Origin of the sequence: Microbacterium sp. UCD-TDU, assembly GCF_000340625.1 — a bacterium.
Lineage (GTDB): Bacteria > Actinomycetota > Actinomycetes > Actinomycetales > Microbacteriaceae > Microbacterium > Microbacterium maritypicum.
On record NZ_KB454446.1, the window covers coordinates 546,778 to 562,982 of the forward strand.

14 protein-coding genes are annotated in these 16,205 nt (G+C 69.0%); 2 read left to right on the top strand and 12 right to left on the bottom strand.

Features of this window, described 5'->3' with window-relative positions:
- Positions 1-6 precede the first annotated feature (6 nt).
- From poxB to gabT, 8 genes are all read right to left on the bottom strand, one after another.
- Positions 7-1,731, bottom strand: coding sequence for a ubiquinone-dependent pyruvate dehydrogenase (poxB, locus tag D514_RS25510; protein ID WP_017829150.1), 1,725 nt, complete (start codon positions 1,729-1,731; stop codon positions 7-9).
- A gap of 62 nt (positions 1,732-1,793) precedes the next feature.
- The gene (locus D514_RS25515; RefSeq protein WP_031205616.1) at positions 1,794-2,231 is read right to left on the bottom strand and encodes a pyridoxamine 5'-phosphate oxidase family protein; all 438 of its coding nucleotides are present in this window, start codon (positions 2,229-2,231) and stop codon (positions 1,794-1,796) included.
- Positions 2,232-2,342: 111 nt separating this feature from the next.
- Positions 2,343-3,707: an NAD-dependent succinate-semialdehyde dehydrogenase gene (locus D514_RS25520; protein ID WP_017829152.1), complete on the bottom strand. Its 1,365-nt coding sequence runs from the start codon at positions 3,705-3,707 to the stop codon at positions 2,343-2,345.
- A gap of 56 nt (positions 3,708-3,763) precedes the next feature.
- Positions 3,764-5,230: an NAD-dependent succinate-semialdehyde dehydrogenase gene (locus D514_RS25525; RefSeq protein ID WP_017829153.1), complete on the bottom strand. Its 1,467-nt coding sequence runs from the start codon at positions 5,228-5,230 to the stop codon at positions 3,764-3,766.
- Between the two features lie 22 nt (positions 5,231-5,252).
- Entirely contained in the window at positions 5,253-6,800 is a 1,548-nt protein-coding gene (locus D514_RS25530) for an APC family permease (protein ID WP_017829154.1), read from the bottom strand.
- Entirely contained in the window at positions 6,800-7,684 is an 885-nt protein-coding gene (locus D514_RS25535; RefSeq protein WP_017829155.1) for a universal stress protein, read from the bottom strand. The genes D514_RS25530 and D514_RS25535 overlap by 1 nt, the downstream gene beginning before the upstream one ends.
- Positions 7,684-9,066, bottom strand: coding sequence for an NAD(P)/FAD-dependent oxidoreductase (locus D514_RS25540; RefSeq protein WP_017829156.1), 1,383 nt, complete (start codon positions 9,064-9,066; stop codon positions 7,684-7,686). Before D514_RS25540 ends, D514_RS25535 begins: the two co-directional genes overlap by 1 nt.
- A gap of 107 nt (positions 9,067-9,173) precedes the next feature.
- Positions 9,174-10,538 carry a 4-aminobutyrate--2-oxoglutarate transaminase gene (gene gabT, locus D514_RS25545; RefSeq protein WP_017829157.1) on the bottom strand — a complete coding sequence of 455 codons (1,365 nt, stop codon included), beginning with the start codon at positions 10,536-10,538 and terminating at the stop codon, positions 9,174-9,176.
- Positions 10,539-10,635: 97 nt separating this feature from the next.
- On the opposite strand from gabT, the gene D514_RS25550 reads away from it, so the two are divergent.
- On the top strand, positions 10,636-12,144 hold the full coding sequence (locus D514_RS25550; protein WP_017829158.1) for a PucR family transcriptional regulator: 1,509 nt from the start codon (positions 10,636-10,638) through the stop codon (positions 12,142-12,144).
- A gap of 112 nt (positions 12,145-12,256) precedes the next feature.
- Here D514_RS25550 and D514_RS25555 read toward each other — a convergent pair whose 3' ends face one another.
- Entirely contained in the window at positions 12,257-12,661 is a 405-nt protein-coding gene (locus D514_RS25555) for a riboflavin kinase (RefSeq protein WP_017829159.1), read from the bottom strand.
- Positions 12,658-13,167 (bottom strand): flavin reductase family protein, encoded by a 510-nt coding sequence (locus D514_RS25560; RefSeq protein ID WP_017829160.1) that lies wholly within the window; start codon positions 13,165-13,167, stop codon positions 12,658-12,660. Before D514_RS25560 ends, D514_RS25555 begins: the two co-directional genes overlap by 4 nt.
- Positions 13,168-13,270: 103 nt before the next feature.
- Here D514_RS25560 and D514_RS0119195 point away from each other — a divergent pair, with 103 nt between their 5' ends.
- Positions 13,271-13,876: a PadR family transcriptional regulator gene (locus D514_RS0119195; protein WP_017829161.1), complete on the top strand. Its 606-nt coding sequence runs from the start codon at positions 13,271-13,273 to the stop codon at positions 13,874-13,876.
- A 2-nt stretch (positions 13,877-13,878) separates the two neighbouring features.
- Here the strand turns inward: D514_RS0119195 and D514_RS25565 are convergent, their stop codons facing one another.
- Positions 13,879-14,763: a ribokinase gene (locus D514_RS25565; protein WP_017829162.1), complete on the bottom strand. Its 885-nt coding sequence runs from the start codon at positions 14,761-14,763 to the stop codon at positions 13,879-13,881.
- Positions 14,756-16,135 carry an NtaA/DmoA family FMN-dependent monooxygenase gene (locus D514_RS25570; protein WP_017829163.1) on the bottom strand — a complete coding sequence of 460 codons (1,380 nt, stop codon included), beginning with the start codon at positions 16,133-16,135 and terminating at the stop codon, positions 14,756-14,758. Before D514_RS25570 ends, D514_RS25565 begins: the two co-directional genes overlap by 8 nt.
- Positions 16,136-16,205 lie beyond the last annotated feature (70 nt).

Here is a 16,205-nt window from a genome sequence, read left to right on the forward strand (position 1 = left end):
GCCGGCTCAGAACAGCTGGCGCCAGTTCGCCTTCGCGAGGTCGAGGAGCTCGTCGCCGCGCCCGGACATGACCGTGCGGATCGCGTAGAGCGCGAAGCCCTTGACCTGGGCGGCCTCGATCGCGGGCGGCATGGAGAGCTCCTGGCGCTCGGTCACCACATCCAGCAGCGCGGGGCCGTCGTGGGCGAGCACCTCCCGCACGGCGTCGGGGAGGTCCTCGCTGCGCTCGACGCGGCGCGCGAAGATCCCCATCGCCTCGGCGATCGCGGCGAAGCTGGGGTTCTCCAGCCCCGTCCCGTAGGTGACGAATCCGGCCGCCTTCATCTCGAGTTCGACGAAGTTCAGCGACGAGTTGTTGACCACGATCGTCTTCACGGGCAGCCGGTTCTGCGTCAGGGTGAGCAGTTCACCCAGCATCATCGAGAGACCTCCGTCTCCGGCCAGTGCGACCACCTGACGGTCGGGATGCGCGGCCTGCGCCCCGATGCCGTGCATGAGCGCGTTGGCCATGGAGCCGTGGGTGAAGGAGCCGATCAGGCGACGGTTCTCGGTCATCGACAGGTAGCGGGCGGCCCACACGGTGGGCGAGCCCACGTCAGCGGTGAAGATCGCGTCATCGGCCGCGTGCTCGTCCAGCAGACGCGCGAGGTACTGCGGGTGGATGGGGCGATCGCCCTTGGTGGGCACCGCCAGTTCGTCGAGCTTCTTGCGGGTCTTGCGGTAGTGGGCCGTGGCGTCGTCGAGGTGCGTGCGGTCTTCCTTCCGCGCCACCCTCGGCAGCAGCGCCTCGGAGGTGGCGCGCACGTCGCCGACCAGCCCCAGATCGAGCGGATGCCGCTTGCCGAGCTGAGCGCCGCGGATGTCGACCTGGATGGTCGTGGCGTTGTCCGGGTAGAACTGCTCGTACGGGAAGTCGCTGCCCAGCACCAGGAGCGCATCGGCCGCTTCCATCGCCCGGAAACCCGAGGCGAAACCGAGCAACCCCGTCATCCCGACGTCGAAGGGGTTGTCGTACTCGATGAACTCCTTGCCGCGCAGCGCGTGCACGATCGGCGCGCCCAGCTTGTCGGCGAGCGCGATCACCTCGTCATGCGCGCCTTCGACGCCCGCCCCGGCGAGGATCGTGACGTTCTTCGCGGCATTCAGCAGCGTCGCCGCCTTCTCGAGCTCGGGCGCGCTCGGCACGACCACCGGGCGAGCGCGCTCGATCACGACGGCCCGGTCGTCGGCGATGTCGGCGAGGGCGACATCACCGGGGATCACCAGCACGGCGACGCCGCGCTCCTCGATCGCGGCGCGCATCGCGATCTCCATCAGTCGCGGCATCTGCTTCGGGTCGGCGACGTACTCGACGTAGACGCTGCACTCGCGGAAGAGCTCCTGCGGATGCGTCTCCTGGAAATACCCGGTGCCGATCTCGGTGGTGGGGATGTGCGCGGCGATCGCGAGCACGGGAACGCGCGAGCGGTTGGCGTCGTACAGGCCGTTGATCAGGTGCAGGTTGCCGGGTCCGCAGGATCCGGCGACGACGGCGAGCTCCCCGGTCGTGGCGGCATCGGCTGCGGCGGCGAAGGCCGCGGACTCCTCATGCCGCACATGCACCCATCGGATCGTGCCGTCCTTGCGCAACGCGTCCGTGAAGCCGTTCAGCGAATCCCCCGGGATGCCGTAGACACGGTCGATCCCGTTGGCGTGCAGAGTCTTGACGATGTTCTCAGCGACGTTTGCCATGCTTCGACCCTACGCCCGGGTCCGGGGGGCGAGGCTCGTCCGGACCCGCCGTGGAGGGTCGGTCAGTATTCCTGGGGACCGTCGAGCTCCGGCTCGGCGCTGCGACGGAATGCCCGTCCCGAGACCGACGTGGGAGCGATGCGCACATACACCCGCTTGACGGTGGGGATCCAGGGTCGAAGACCCGCGGCCTCCGCCCGCTGCACGTCGGCATCCGCCTCCAGCGCCGTGGCGTACCCGCGGATGATCACGCTCCAGGCATCGGTGTCGGTGTGGTCGTCGACCTCGAACAGCACATCGGTGTTGACGGTCAGCTCGAACAGCTTGCTGCCGGGCGCTGTGCGGAACAGGATGCCTTCGCCGTCGACCACGTAGTTCACGGGGAAGATGTCGATCGTCTCGCCCACATGCGTGACGAGTCTTCCCAATTCCTGCGTGCCGAGCAGCTCCCAGCTCCGGTCGGAGGTCAGCATCTCGATGGGGTCGGTGTGCGCGCTCATGTCGCCATTGTCTCCCACTCGGTGTCCTCACCGACAGGGCATCCGTCACGCGAAACGAGGCGGGCACGCGAACGGCCCCTCGCGCTCGGCGAGGGGCCGTTCGTCGTACGCTCAGCCGATGCGGATGAGCTTCTTGTTCACGAACTCGTCGGCGGCCAGGTGGCCCAGCTCACGGGCGGTTCCACTGCGCTTCACGCCGCCGAACGGCAGCTCCGGGCTGTCGGCCAGCACGAGGTTGACGTAGACCATGCCCGCCTCGATCTTGTCGGCGACGCGCGCGGCCTGCTCGGCATCCGTGGTGAAGACGTAGGAGCCGAGACCGAAGGTGGTGTCGTTCGCGAGTTCGACCGCCGCATCCTCGTCCGCCACACGGTAGACGACAGCCGCGGGGCCGAACAGCTCCTCGCTGTACACGTTCATCTCGGGCGTCACATCGGCCAGCACGGTCGGCGCGAAGAACGCGCCGTCGCGGGTGCCGCCGGTGAGCAGCGTGGCTCCCTGCTCGACAGCCTGATCGATCTGCTTCTGCAGGTTGACCGCGGCCGTCTCGGAAGCGACCGGCCCGAGGACAGTGTCATCGAGCATGGGGTCGGTCGCCGTGACCGCCGCCATCGCGGCCGTGAACTTCTCGACGAAGGCGTCGTAGAGCTCGTCGACGACGATGAAGCGCTTGGCCCCGTTGCACGCCTGCCCGTTGTTGTCGAGACGGGCGTCGACGCCGGCCTGCACGGTCGCGTCGAGGTCGTCGGTGGACAGCACGATGAACGGATCGGACCCGCCCAGCTCCAGCGCGACCTTCTTGAGATTGCGGCCGGCGATCTCGGCGACCGCCGCCCCGGCGCGCTCGGAACCGGTCAGCGAGACGCCCTGCACGCGCGGGTCCGCGATCATCGTCGCGATCTGCTCGTTCGTGGCGAGCACGTTCTGGTACGCGCCCTTCGGGAAGCCGGCGTCGTGATAGATCTTCTCGATCGCGCTCGACGACTCCGGGCACTGCGGCGCGGGCTTGAGCAGGATCGTGTTGCCCACGATCAGGTTGGGCGCGGCGAAGCGCACGATCTGGTACGCGGGGAAGTTCCAGGGCATGATGCCCACGAGCGGTCCGAGCGAGGAGCGGCGGATGATGGCCGACCCCTCCCCCAGGATCGCGATCGGCTGGTCGGCCATGATCGACTCCGCCTGGTCGGCGTAGTACTCGGCGATGTCGGCCGCGAAGTCGACCTCGCCGAGGGCGGCCTCGCGGGGCTTGCCCATCTCGCGCACGAAGATGTCGGCGAGCTCCTCACGGCGCTCGCGGTGCAGTTCTGCGGCACGACGGACGAGAGCCGCGCGTTCGGCGACCGTCGACGAGCGCGACCATTCGCGGTGGGCCTCGTCGGCCGCAGCGAGCGCCTCATCGATCTGGGCGTCCGTGAAGGTGTCGAAGGACGCCAGCGTCTCTCCGGTGGCGGGGTTGATGACGGCGTAGTCGGTCATGACTTGTCCTCTCTTTGGTGGTGCGGGGCCCGACGACGCGGGCCCCGCATCGGAATTCAGGAGACCGGGATCAGCGTGTACTTGGTGGACAGGTACTCGTGGATGCCCTCGAAGCCGCCCTCGCGGCCGACGCCGGACTGCTTGACGCCACCGAAGGGTGCGGCCGCGTTGGAGACCACGCCCACGTTCAGACCCATCATGCCCGTCTCGAGCCCGTCGATCATCCGCTGACCGCGCTGCAGGTTCTCGGTGAAGACGTAGGACACCAGTCCGTACTCGGTGTCGTTCGCGAGACGCACGGCTTCTTCCTCGGTCTCGAAGGTCGCGATCGCGAGCACCGGTCCGAAGATCTCCTCGCGGAGGATCGCGCTTCCGGCCACGACGTCGGTGAGCACGGTGGGCTCGTAGAACGTGCCCGTGCCCTCGAGGGCCTTGCCACCGGCGAGCAGCGTCGCACCGCGACCGACCGCATCGTCGACGAGCTCGCCGGCCTTGGCGACGGCGTCCGCATCGATGAGCGGTCCGATCGCCACGCCGTCCTCGGTGCCACGGCCGATCTTCATGCCGTTGACGCGCTCGGTCACGCGCTTGGCGAACTCACCCGCGACGTCCTTGTGCACGATGAAGCGGTTGGCCGCCGTGCAGGCCTGGCCGATGTTGCGGAACTTCGCGGCGAGCGCGCCCTCCACGGCCTTGTCGAGGTCGGCGTCGTCGAACACCACGAACGGGGCGTTGCCGCCGAGCTCCATCGACACGCGCAGCACGCCCTGCGCCGCCTGGGCGATGAGCTTGCGGCCGACCTCGGTCGAGCCCGTGAAGGAGAGCTTGCGCAGACGCGGGTCGGCGATGATCGGCGCCGAAAGGGCGCTCGACTTCGAGGTCTGCACGACGTTGACGACGCCGGCGGGGAGGCCGGCCTCTTCGAGCAGCTTCGTGAAGTACATCGTGGTCAACGGCGTGAGTGCCGGGGGCTTGATCACGACGGTGCATCCTGCCGCGAGCGCGGGGGCGATCTTGCGCGTCGCCATCGCGAACGGGAAGTTCCACGGCGTCACGAAGAACGACGGTCCCACCGGGCGCTGCGAGACGACCATGTGGCCGGTGCCTTCCGGGTTGATCCCGTAGCGCCCGCTGATGCGCACGGCCTCCTCGCTGAACCAGCGCAGGAACTCGCCGCCGTAGCCGACCTCGCCACGCGCCTCGGCGAGCGGCTTGCCCATCTCGAGCGTCATGAGCAGTGCCAGGTCTTCCTTGTGCTCCTGCACGAGGTCGAACGCACGACGGAGGATCTCGCTGCGCACGCGCGGAGCCGTGGCCGCCCAGCCGTCCTGAGCGGCGACCGCGGCGTCGAGGGCACGGATGCCGTCGGCGGGCGTCGCATCGGCGATGGTGCGGATGACGGCACCGGTCGCGGGATCCTGGACGTCGAAGGTGCCGCCGGTCTCGCCGTCGATCCACTGACCGCCGATGAAGAGGCCGGTGGGGATGCTGTCCAGGAGCGCCTGTTCGGTCTGAGTGCTCATGATTCTCTTTCTATGGGGAGGGCTAGGAGCGCTTGCGTCGGCTGGGCGGTGCGTCGATGCCCAGTGTCTGTCCGCGGAAGAACGCGGGCCGTCTGACCGCGTTCCAGATCATGACGACGATGCCGACGACGATGATCAGCATGCCGAGGATGAAGACGATGCCGACCCCGCCGATCTGCGAGCCCGAGCCGTAGGCCGGGTCCATCGAGTCGATCAGCGTGGTGAAGAACAGCACCGCGAGGATAGAGCCGCCGATGAGCGGGAACAGGAACGTGAAGAAGACGTTCCGCGCCGAGTCGAACCACTGCTTGCGGAAGTACCAGACGCACGCGAAGGCGGTGATCCCGTAGTAGAAGCAGATCATCATGCCGAGCGTGAGGATGGTGTCCCACAGCGTGTCCTCGCTCACGATGCGCATCACGGCGTAGAACGCCGAGGCCACCACGGCCGAGACGATGGTCGCGTACCCCGGGGTGAAGAAGCGGGGGCTGACCTTCGCGAACGACTTGGGCAGTGCACCGTAGTGCCCCATCGCCAGCAGGGTGCGCGCCGGTCCCACGAAGGTGGACTGCAGCGACGACGCCGAGCTGGTGAGCACCGCGAGCGACACGAGGAACGCGAGCGGGCCGAGGATCGGGCCGGAGAGGTGGAAGAACACGTTCTCCTGGATGTCCTCGTTGCCGAGCCCCAGCGCGCCGGTGCCGACGCCGGCGAACATGATCATCGCGACGGCGAGCAGCAGGTAGAGCGAGACGATCATCAGCACCGTGACGGTGGCCGCGCGACCCGGGGTCTTCTCCGGATCCTTGGTCTCCTCGTTCATGGTGAGGGTGACATCCCAGCCCCAGAAGATGAAGATCGACAGCGACAGACCCGCAGCGACCGCGCTGAAGGAGGAGATCGCGAACGGGTTGAACCAGTTCAGATCGAACGGCTGGTAGTCGAAGCCGTTGCCGCTCACGGCCTGCACGATCGCTGCGCCTGCGAAGAAGAGCAGCACGAGGATCTGGAAGCTGACGAGCCAGTACTGCAGCTTCTGGGTCGTCTGCATGTCGCGGTACGAGATCCACGTCGCGCCGAGCATGAACAGCAGGCACACCCCGATGTTGATCCAGGTGACGCTCGCGAGGCCGGCGATGTCCGGATTGCCGGTGATCTGGGAGATCAGCAGGAACAGGAAGTCGACCGCGATGCCGGCAAGGTTGGACAGGACCAGGATCGTGGCGACCACCAGGCCCCAGCCGGCCATCCAGCCGACCCACGGACCGAAGGCACGTGCTGCCCAGGTGAACGAGGTGCCGGAGTCGGGCATCCGGTTGTTGAGCTCACGGTATCCGAAGGCGACCAGGAGCATGGGGATGAAGCCCACCAGGATGATCGCGGGAATCTGCGACCCGACCGTGGAGGCCACGGGCCCCACGGCGGCGGTGAACGTGTAGGCGGGCGCGATGCACGAGATGCCGATCACGACCGCGCCGATGAGGCCGACCGTTCCGGCGCTCAGGCCCTTGGTGGAGATCCCGGTCGTGACACCGGATTCGGGCTCCGTCGCCCGGTTGGTGCTGCTCATCAGCGTTCTCCTGCTTCGTTGCGGGTGCGCGGGACGACGATCATGGGGACGGGCAGCTCGTGCAGCATCTTCGCCGCCGTGGAGCCCAGGAACAGACGACGAGGCTGTGCCAGCCGGCTGGAGCCGACCAGGACGACCTCACCGGGAAGCCACGAGAGGTTCGCGACCGCGTCTTCGACGCTGTCCCCCGGAGCCTTCTCGACGGCGGCGGTGCGTCCATCCGGAAGCTTCTCGGTCGCCATCGCGAGGACTTCCTGCCCGTGCGTGTCACCGACCGTGCGGATCGCGCCGGTGTCGAGACCGGGCGGCACATCGAACGGCACGAGCGAGACGAGTCGGAGATCGACTCCGCTGTCACCTGCGAGGGCGACCGCCTCGTCGAGCAGCGCGTCGGCTCCCGGCCGGGAGCCGACGGCGACCGTGACGCGCGGGAGGACGTGATCGTCCTGCAGAGCGGTGCCGGCGGGAGCCAGCGCCACCGGGATGGTGGACGAGTGCAGCAGCTCCGACGCGACGCTTCCGAGTCGGTGCCGACCGAAGATGCCGCCGCCCGCGGCGCCGATCACGATCACGCGGGCTCCGAACTCCTCACCGGCGGCGATGAGGCCCTCGGCGAACGATTCGGAGAAGCGGACGTGACCGCTGCGCGTCAGCTCCTGCGGCAGCCGGACGACGGCGTCGGCGAGCCACTTCTTCGCCTGCGACCTGATGTGCTCCTCGTAGGCGCGCTCCGGTGGGACCGCGGCGTTGCGCGTGCCCTCGTTCGGCAGCACGATCACCAGGTGCACGGTGGCCCCGAGGCTTCGGGCGATACGCGCGCCCAGCGCTGCGGCATCCGCTCCCGCATCCGTCGCCGTGTAGCCCACGACGACCGAGCCGGTCATCAGCTGCCGCTCTCGACAGCGCCGGCGTCGCGACTGGCGTCGACGATGTTGGAGGCGACGAGGTGTCCCATGCGGATCGCGCCGTCGACGTGCTGGTATCCGGCACCGGCCATGTCGCTGCAGGCGAAGTGGATCGGACCGACCGCTGTGCGAAGGTCGGCGCCGTAGCGGTGCAGGCCACCCATGTCGAAGCTCGCGGCGTAGGCGCCGCGCGTCCACTCCTCGCTGCCCCAGTCGCTCTCGTAGTAGACGACGGGGTTCTTGGCCTCGGGGCCGTAGTAGTGCGACAGCGACTCGAGGATGCGCTCCTTGCGCTCCTCGGCCGACAGCTCGAACACGCCGTCGGCGTTGGCGTCGGAGACGAAGCCCACCAGGGTGCCGCGCTCGTCGCCGTGGTTGGTGTTGTCGTAGGCCTCGTGCGAGAGCTCGTACGGGCTGAACGCCGTGCCGCTGAGGCCCTGCTCGCGCCAGAACGGACGGTCGTAGACGGCGTGCACCTTGATGACGAAACCCATCGAGAGGTGCTGGTGCAGCTGATGCTGGCGACGCGGCAGCGGCGGGTCGAACGAGATACGGCTGTACAGCACGGGAGCGTGCGCGAGGATCGCGTGACGAGCGCGCACGGTGAGCTCGTCGGTGGTGGCCACGACGCCCGCGTCCGACCACTCGAGGCTGCGCACCGGCTGGTTCAGCAGCACGTCCTGTCCCAGGCGCTCGGCCAGGCGCAGCGGAACCTGCTGCAGACCCCCGACCACGCGCTTGTCGAGGATGAAGTCGGCGTCGACGAGGTTCGAGTAGGAGCCGGCGGATGCGGCCATCAGCAGCGACTGCAGCAGCGAGAACGAGTGCGTGGGCTTGGTGAGCATCGCGGAGCCCGTGGCGAAGGCCAGGTTTCGCACGGCCTCGTCGTCGTCGGTCTGCGAGCGCAGCCAGGCATCCCAGGTGATGGAGTCCCACTCCGCGGCGTTCGGGTGCTCCCACGGCCGGTCGGGGTCGATCTCGGCGACCAGCGCGTCGAGGATCCCGGTGATCCGTGCGATCACGGCCTCGGTCTCGGCGGAGACAGGGAACATCTCGCCGGTGAAGCGGTGCGTCTTCCCGTCGGGGCCGACGTAGACGCTGTCGCCCTCGCGGTAGCGGCTGTAGGTCTCGAGCCCGAGCTCTTCGATCGTCTCCTTGAGAGCGTCCTGATCGGGCGAGACCCACTGGCCGCCGATCTCGAGCATGGCGCCGTCGATGACGTCGGTCCACAGACGCCCGCCGACGCGGTCGCGGGCCTCCAGCACGGCGACCGACAGGCCGGCCTTGCGCAGGTCGTTCGCCGCCGTGAGCCCTGCGGCTCCGGCACCGATGATGAGTACGTCGCGGGTGATCTCAGACATCTGCAACTCCTTCGTTGGGTGAAGTAGTGCCGGTCGCGACCCGAAATCCCCCGATTGGGGTCGCGACCGGACAGGGGGTCAGGCCGCGCGGGAGCGCGGCCTGCATGCTATTCGGCGGCGGCCAGGGCGGCGGCCACGATGTCGAGTCCCTCGTTCAGCAGGTCGTCGCCGATCGAGAGCGGAGGAAGGAAGCGGATGACGTTGCCGTACGTTCCGCAGGTGAGGACGATGACGCCCTGTGCGATGCACGCCTTCGCGACGGCAGCGGTGAGAGCGGCGTTCGGCGCCTTGGTCTCGGGGTCGACGAACTCGGCCGCGATCATCGCACCGTGCCCGCGGACATCGCCGACGCGGGGGTCGTTCTTCTGCATCGTGGTGAGACGGTCGATGAGGATCGTGCCGATCTCGCGGGCCCGCTCGATTACACCGTCGTTCTCGAACACGTCGATCGCGGCGAGAGCTGCCGCGCAGGCGATCGGGTTGCCGCCGTACGTGCCACCGAGGCCTCCGGAGTGCGAGGCGTCCATGATCTCGGCGCGGCCGGTCACCGCGGCCAGCGGAAGACCGCCGGCGATGCCCTTGGCGGTGGTGATCAGGTCGGGCTCGATGCCGAAGATCTCGCTCGCGAACATGTGACCGGTGCGGGCGAAGCCCGTCTGCACCTCGTCGGCGATGAAGACGACGCCGTTCGCGCGGCACCAGTCGACGATCGCGGGAAGGAAGCCGTCGGCCGGGACGATGAAGCCGCCCTCGCCCTGGATGGGCTCGATGATGACCGCGGCCAGGTTGTCGGCGCCGATCTGCTTCTCGAGCTGCAGGATGACACGGGCGGCTGCCTCGCGTCCGTCGAGGCCGTCGCGGAACGGGTACGACATCGGGGCGCGGTACACCTCGGGAGCGAACGGACCGAAGCCGCTCTTGTACGGCATCGACTTGGCGGTCAGAGCCATGGTCAGGTTCGTGCGGCCGTGGTAGCCGTGGTCGAAGGCGACGACCGCCTGGCGACCGGTGTGCTTGCGCGCGATCTTGATCGCGTTTTCGACCGCTTCGGCGCCCGAGTTGAACAGTGCGCTCTTCTTGGCGAAGTCACCGGGGGTGACCCGGTTGAGCGCCTCGGCCACCTCGATGTACGACTCGTACGGCGAGATCATGAAGCAGGTGTGCGTGAACTGCGCGGCCTGTGCGGCGACGGCGGCGGCGACCTTAGGGTGCGCGTTGCCCACCGTGGTCACGGCGATGCCCGATCCGAGGTCGATGAGCGAGTTCCCGTCCGCGTCGACGACGACTCCGCCACCGGCGGCGACGGTCGCGACGGGCACGGTGTGGCCGACACCGGCGGCGACGGCATCCGCCTTGCGTGCCAGGATCTCGGCCGAGCGGGGCCCGGGGAGTTCGGTGACCAGACGACGCTCCTGAGGGAGCTCGGGTCCGCCGAGGGGAACTGCAACAGCTGCGGTGTCGAGGAGTGCCATGCTCGCGAGCGTACGGCTGCGAGAGAGGCGGCTGCACTCACCGCTCTGTACAATCTGGAATAGGTATTCGCCGAGGTGTACAAGAGACGAGGGTGCCGTGGCCGTCATCACCCAACCCACGCTGCGCGCGCTGTTGCAGCGCCGCGATCTCGGTCTCTCCCTGATCCCCCGCGAAGCCGACGTCCCCGAAGGCGCGCTCGACCGCCCCCTGCGCTGGGTGCACAGCTCGGACCTCGCTGATCCGACCCCGTTCCTCTCCGAGGATCTGGCGCTGCTGACCACGGGAACCCAGTTCGACGACGCCGTGAGCATCGACACCTATGTCGGACGGCTCGCCGACCGCGGGGTGATCGGCCTCGGATTCGGCACGGAAGTGCATCGCTCCGGCATCCCCGAAGAGCTGGTCGACGCGTGCGCCACCCACGGCATGCCGCTGTTCGCGGTCCCCTACCGCACACCGTTCATCGCCGTCGCCCGCGCGCACTCCGAAGCCATCGCGGCCCAGGCCTACGCCCGACGCTCCTGGGCTCTGGACACCCAGCGCGCCCTCGCCCTCGCGGCCCTGCGCCCGCACGGCCTCGACGCGACCATCGCCGAGCTCGGACGCCGGCTCGGCGTATGGGCCGGGATGTTCGACGCCGCAGGCGCCCTGACCTTCTCGCACCCGCGCGAGGGCATGGATGCCGGCGTGCTCGACGAGCTCGGAGACCGCGTGGTGGAGATCCTGACCCGCGGACTCGAGGCGGGGCAGTCGCTCAGCATCGAGGAGCACTCGTTCATGCTGTTCACCGTCGGCCGCGGCGGGCATCTGCGCGGTGTGATCGCCCTGGCCATCGACAGCCTCGACTCCGAAGCACGGTCGGTAGTGACCTCGGTGATCGCCATGGCAGGGCTCGCGCTGGAGCAGAGCGAGCAGCTCGCCCGCAGCCGCAGACGCCTGCATGCCCAGCTGCTCGGATCGCTCCTCACCGACGACCCCGCCCTCGCCAGGAGGGTTCTGGGCAGTCTCCCTCCGGCTCCCGTGCTGGTGGCCGTCGCCGCCGATGCACCGGCGGGCCCGCTCGCGGACTGGTGGGAGCGCCACCGCGCCGAGCACGGCACCTCGATCTTCCTCGCCGAGTCCGAGGACGGCGTCACGATGTGCGTGTCTGCCGGCGATGAGGGCCTGCTCGACGAGGTCGCCGCACGCTTCGGCATCCGCATCGGCGTCTCCGATTCCGAGGCCTACGACTCCTTCGCCCGCGCCCACGCGCAGGCGCTCACGGCCCTTCGTCAGCAGGGCACGCACGGAGTCGCCCGCTACGCCGACACTGTGGGATCGAGCATCCTCACCGCACTCGCGACCGACGAGGCCCGGCTGGTCGCCGAGTCCCGCCTCGCTCCGGTGCGCGAGCATGATGCCCGCACGGGAGCCGATCTCGAGCGGTCATTGCGCACCTGGCTGGAGCACGATGCGAAGGCGGAGTCCGCCGCGGTCGCTCTCGGGGTGCACCGGCACACGCTGCGCTCACGCATCGCCCACGCCGGCGCGCTGCTCGACATCGACCTGTCGACCTTCCCCGCCCGTGCCGAGCTCTGGACGATCCTGCAGACGGCCCGCGACTGAGGCGGGCACGAGTGGCCCGGACACGGCGTTCCGGTCGCACTTCCTGTCGCCTCGGCACCGTGGGAGCGACGCGAAGTGCGACCGGAACACGGGTGTCGGCGGCGGCGCAGGGTCAGGGTGAGGTCGGCGAGAAGGCAAGGAAGGCGCGGCAACGGGCGATGTCGTCCGCGGTCTGCGCGATCAACGCATCGACGCCGTCGAAGCGCAGGGTCGGGCGGAGTCGCACGACGAGGGTCACGAACAGGCGGTGGCCGTACAGATCGAGATCCGCATCATGCAGGTGCACCTCGACACGTCGCTCGCGGTCGCCGGCGAACGTCGGGTTCGTCCCGACGCTGACACTCGCCGCCCACGGCTGCGGATCATCGTCGATCCGCGTCCAGGCCGCGTAGATGCCGTCGCCGGGCGCCTCCGCGCCGTCGAGCGCCAGATTCGCCGTGGGGAAACCGAGGCCTCGGCCGCGACCGTCGCCCGGGACGACCACTCCGGCGATCGTCCCGAGAGGCGCAGTGCTCACGCGCTCTCGGCGGCGGCGATGGCGCGATAGCGGCTCTGATGGAAGACCAGCGGCTCGACGTCGTCGAACAGGGTGATGTCGGCGATCTCGTACAGGGCGATCTCGTGATCGCCGCCGTCGAAGGTGCTGTGCAGACGACAGGTGAGCCAGAGCGCCGCCTCGGAGATCAGCACCGCACCGCCGTCGGTGCGCTTCCACTCGTGACCACCGAAGCGGTCGCCCTCTCGCGCTGAGAGCGAGCGGCTGAGCGGCTCATGGTGCGCGGCGAGCACGCTCATGCCGAGTTCCGGAACCGTGCGCAGCACCGGCCAGGTCTTCGACGTGCGCGCCGCGCTGATCGCCACGAGCGCGGGTTCGAGCGAGATCGAGGTGAAGGAGTTGACCGCCATCCCGACGGCGCGGTCATCGACGTGCGCGGCGAGGGCCACGACGCCGGTCGGGTACACCGAGAAGGCCCGGCGGAGGGCGAGGTCGCGCGGCAGGGCGTCGGTCACGGCAGTCGTCATTTCGGCTTCCTTTCGTTAGTCAACTTTGACTAGTTTTGATAATAGGCAATTTTGATCATGCAAACAACAGGAATCTGTGATGCCAGCCGTTAGCATGAGGGGCATGTCGACCACCCGCCTCGTCGTCCTCGGCGCCGTGAAGCAGTTCCAGCCCGTGCACGGGTACTTCCTCCGCCGAGAGCTCATGACCTGGCACGTCGACGAATGGGCGCACATCCAGCCCGGATCGATCTACAACGCGCTGCGCGCCCTCGAGGTCGACGGCTACATCGCCGAGAGCGGCACCGAGGCCGAAGGGAAGCGCCCCGCTCGTACGACCTACCGCATCACGCCAGCCGGCGAGGTGGAACTGCAGAGGATGCTGCGCGAGAACCTCTGGAACGTGGCGGCGTTCGACACCCAGGCCATCATGACCGTGGCCTCGTTCATGTTCGTCCTCAGCAGGCAGGAGGTGATCGCCGGCCTCGAGCATCGTCTCATCAAGAGCGACGCGATCATCACGCAGAACGGCTTCGACGTGCAGGACACTCTGCGCTCCGAGACGACGCCCAAGTACGTGCGGGAGATCTTCGACCTCTCCACCGCGCGCCTCACGGCCGAGAAGCAGTGGCTGCTCGATCTGCTGGAGCGCCTGCGCGGCGGTGAGTACACCTTCGCTGGTGAGACGGTCGAGGGCGCAGAGCCGGCCGAAGCCGCACCCTCGAGCTGACCTCAGCGCGACAGGACGAGCGCTGCGATCGACGCGGGCGAAAGCTCCGACGTCGTCGCCCCGCGATGCTGAGCCACGACGGCTCCGGCGGCGCAGGCTCGGACCAGCGCCTGCTCGATCCTCTCCCCCTGGGAGAGCGCTGCGGCCAGCGCACCGCAGAAGGCATCGCCGGCACCTGTCGTGTCCACCGGATCGATCTGGAACGCATCGATGTGCAAGGGCCGTTCGTCCGTGCGGTGCAGGGTCACTCCCCCGGCGCCCTGCGTGAGCACGATGATCCGCGCGCCGGCTGCATGCAACCGGTCGATGCCGCCGAGTTCAGCGCATTCCGTCTCGTTCACGACCAGCACATCGACGTCGCCGAGCATCTCGATCGTCGCGGCGTGTGCGGGAGCAGCATTGAGGATCGTCAGCGCGCCCGCCGCTCGCCCCGCGCGCAGTGCGGCGGCCACGCTCGCGACGGGTACCTCCAGCTGAGCGAGCACGACCGCGGCTCCTCCGATCCCGGCGACGGCGTCGTCTGCGTCGAGCTCGGCGTTCGCGCCGGCCGCGACGATGATGCTGTTGTCGCCATCCTCGAACGCGAGCACGTGGGCGACGCCGGTCGGGGCGACGGCACTGCGGCGCACGACCGTCACCACTCCGGCGTCGGCCAAGGTCTGCTGCAGCACATCGGCGGCCTCATCGGCTCCGACGACGGCGCAGAACCGGGTCGGCGCCCCGCTGCGTGCGCAGGCGACGGCCTGATTCAGGCCCTTGCCTCCGGAGAAGCGACCACCGGCCCGGCCCAACAGGGTCTCGCCGACGAGCGGGGGGCGCGAGACCTCGACCACGAGATCGAGGTTCGCGCTCCCCACCACGGCGACACCGGTGAGGGTGTCAGACACGCGACATCGTCCGCCGGTACTGCGAGCCCGTGTGCGAGTCGGCGAGCGCCGGCGTCGGCGTGCCGATCAGGCGCTCGCGCAGCGACTGCGGCTCCGATGAGGGCTCCACGATCGCCCCGCGCTCCTTGAGGATCGGCAGCACGTGCTCGATGAAGTCGACGGTCGATGCCGGCGGGATGACGGGGGCGAACAGGAAGCCGTCGAGGTCGGCGCCGTCGGCGAGCTCGATCATCCGGTCCGCCACCTGCTCCGGGGTCCCCACGATCGGACGGGCGCCGACACCGTGCGCATGCCAGTCGCCGAGCACGTCGCCGACGGTCTTGTCGGCGAAGCGGGCGACCTGCGTCTGCGAGAGCTCGGTGCTGAGCTCCGACATCGGGGTGTGGGGCGCGTACGCCGAGAGGTCGAGCCCGGTGAACCAGGCGTAGGAGGCCACCGTGACGTCGGGGTTCTGCGCGTCGGCGACCTCGGCGTACTTGCGCCGCGCCTCCTCCTCCGTGCTGCCGACGATCGCGGCGAAGGCCGACATGATCTTCACCTCGTCGGCCGCGCGGCCGTTCTTGACCGCCTCCTCGCGGATCGCGGAGGAGTGCGCGCGCAGCTGCTCGACCGAGCCGCTGCCGACGAAGATCGCCTCGCCGTGCTTGCCGCCGAACTCGCGGCCTGCGGGCGACGCGCCGGCCTGGAACAGCACCGGCGTGCCCTGCGGCGAGCGCGAGGTGTTCCCGTAGCCGTGCGAGCGGAAGTACGGGCCGTCGTGTGCGATGCGGTGCACTTTGGAGGGGTCGGCGAAGCGGCCGGACTTGTCCCGCTCCAGGGCTCCTTCCTCCCACGCCTGCTCCCACAGCTTGTAGACGACCTGCATGAAGTCGTCGGCCATGAGGTAGCGCTCGTCGTGTCCGACCATGGGCACGCCGAAGCCCTGCACGGCGGTGTCGGCGGTTCCGGTGGTGACCACGTTCCAGCCGATGCGACCGCCGGAGAGGATGTCCAGCGTCGCCATGCGACGGGCGAAGGAGTAGGGCGGCTCGAGCAGCGTCGATCCGGTGGCGACGAGTCCCAGCCGCGTGGTCTCGGGGATGAGGGCCGCGAGGATGATCGCCGGGTCGAGCCGCGGCAGGTCGAGCCCCTCGACCGAGCAGATGTCGGGACGTTCGCCTGCGACGTCGGCCCAGCCCCAGGCATCCGCGAGGAACAGGAAGTCGAACCCGGCGTCCTCGACCATGCGCGCGGTGTCGCGCCAGTACTCGAGCTTGTCGAACAGGTAGCGCCCGTTGTCGGGGTGCCGCCAGGTCGCGGTGCCGGAGTCGTTCGCCTGCGCGTTCTCGAAGAGGCCGAGACGCAGCGGCTTGACGGAGTTCTGATCGGTCATGTGCGGGTGCCTTCCTTGTGGGTGGTTCTGGGTGTTCTGGGTGGTTCCGGGCACGCCGGAGGAACCCCGG

Bases quoted from the DNA above. Each gene is read 5' to 3' on its own strand.
- poxB (WP_017829150.1), bottom strand. From the start codon at position 1,731: ATGGCAAACGTCGCTGAGAACATCGTCAAGACTCTGCACGCCAACGGG.
- D514_RS25515 (WP_031205616.1), bottom strand. From the start codon at position 2,231: ATGAGCGCGCACACCGACCCCATCGAGATGCTGACCTCCGACCGGAGC.
- D514_RS25520 (WP_017829152.1), bottom strand. From the start codon at position 3,707: ATGACCGACTACGCCGTCATCAACCCCGCCACCGGAGAGACGCTGGCG.
- D514_RS25525 (WP_017829153.1), bottom strand. From the start codon at position 5,230: ATGAGCACTCAGACCGAACAGGCGCTCCTGGACAGCATCCCCACCGGC.
- D514_RS25530 (WP_017829154.1), bottom strand. From the start codon at position 6,800: ATGAGCAGCACCAACCGGGCGACGGAGCCCGAATCCGGTGTCACGACC.
- D514_RS25535 (WP_017829155.1), bottom strand. From the start codon at position 7,684: ATGACCGGCTCGGTCGTCGTGGGCTACACGGCGACGGATGCGGGAGCG.
- D514_RS25540 (WP_017829156.1), bottom strand. From the start codon at position 9,066: ATGTCTGAGATCACCCGCGACGTACTCATCATCGGTGCCGGAGCCGCA.
- gabT (WP_017829157.1), bottom strand. From the start codon at position 10,538: ATGGCACTCCTCGACACCGCAGCTGTTGCAGTTCCCCTCGGCGGACCC.
- D514_RS25560 (WP_017829160.1), bottom strand. From the start codon at position 13,167: ATGACGACTGCCGTGACCGACGCCCTGCCGCGCGACCTCGCCCTCCGC.
- D514_RS0119195 (WP_017829161.1), top strand. From the start codon at position 13,271: ATGTCGACCACCCGCCTCGTCGTCCTCGGCGCCGTGAAGCAGTTCCAG.
- D514_RS25570 (WP_017829163.1), bottom strand. From the start codon at position 16,135: ATGACCGATCAGAACTCCGTCAAGCCGCTGCGTCTCGGCCTCTTCGAG.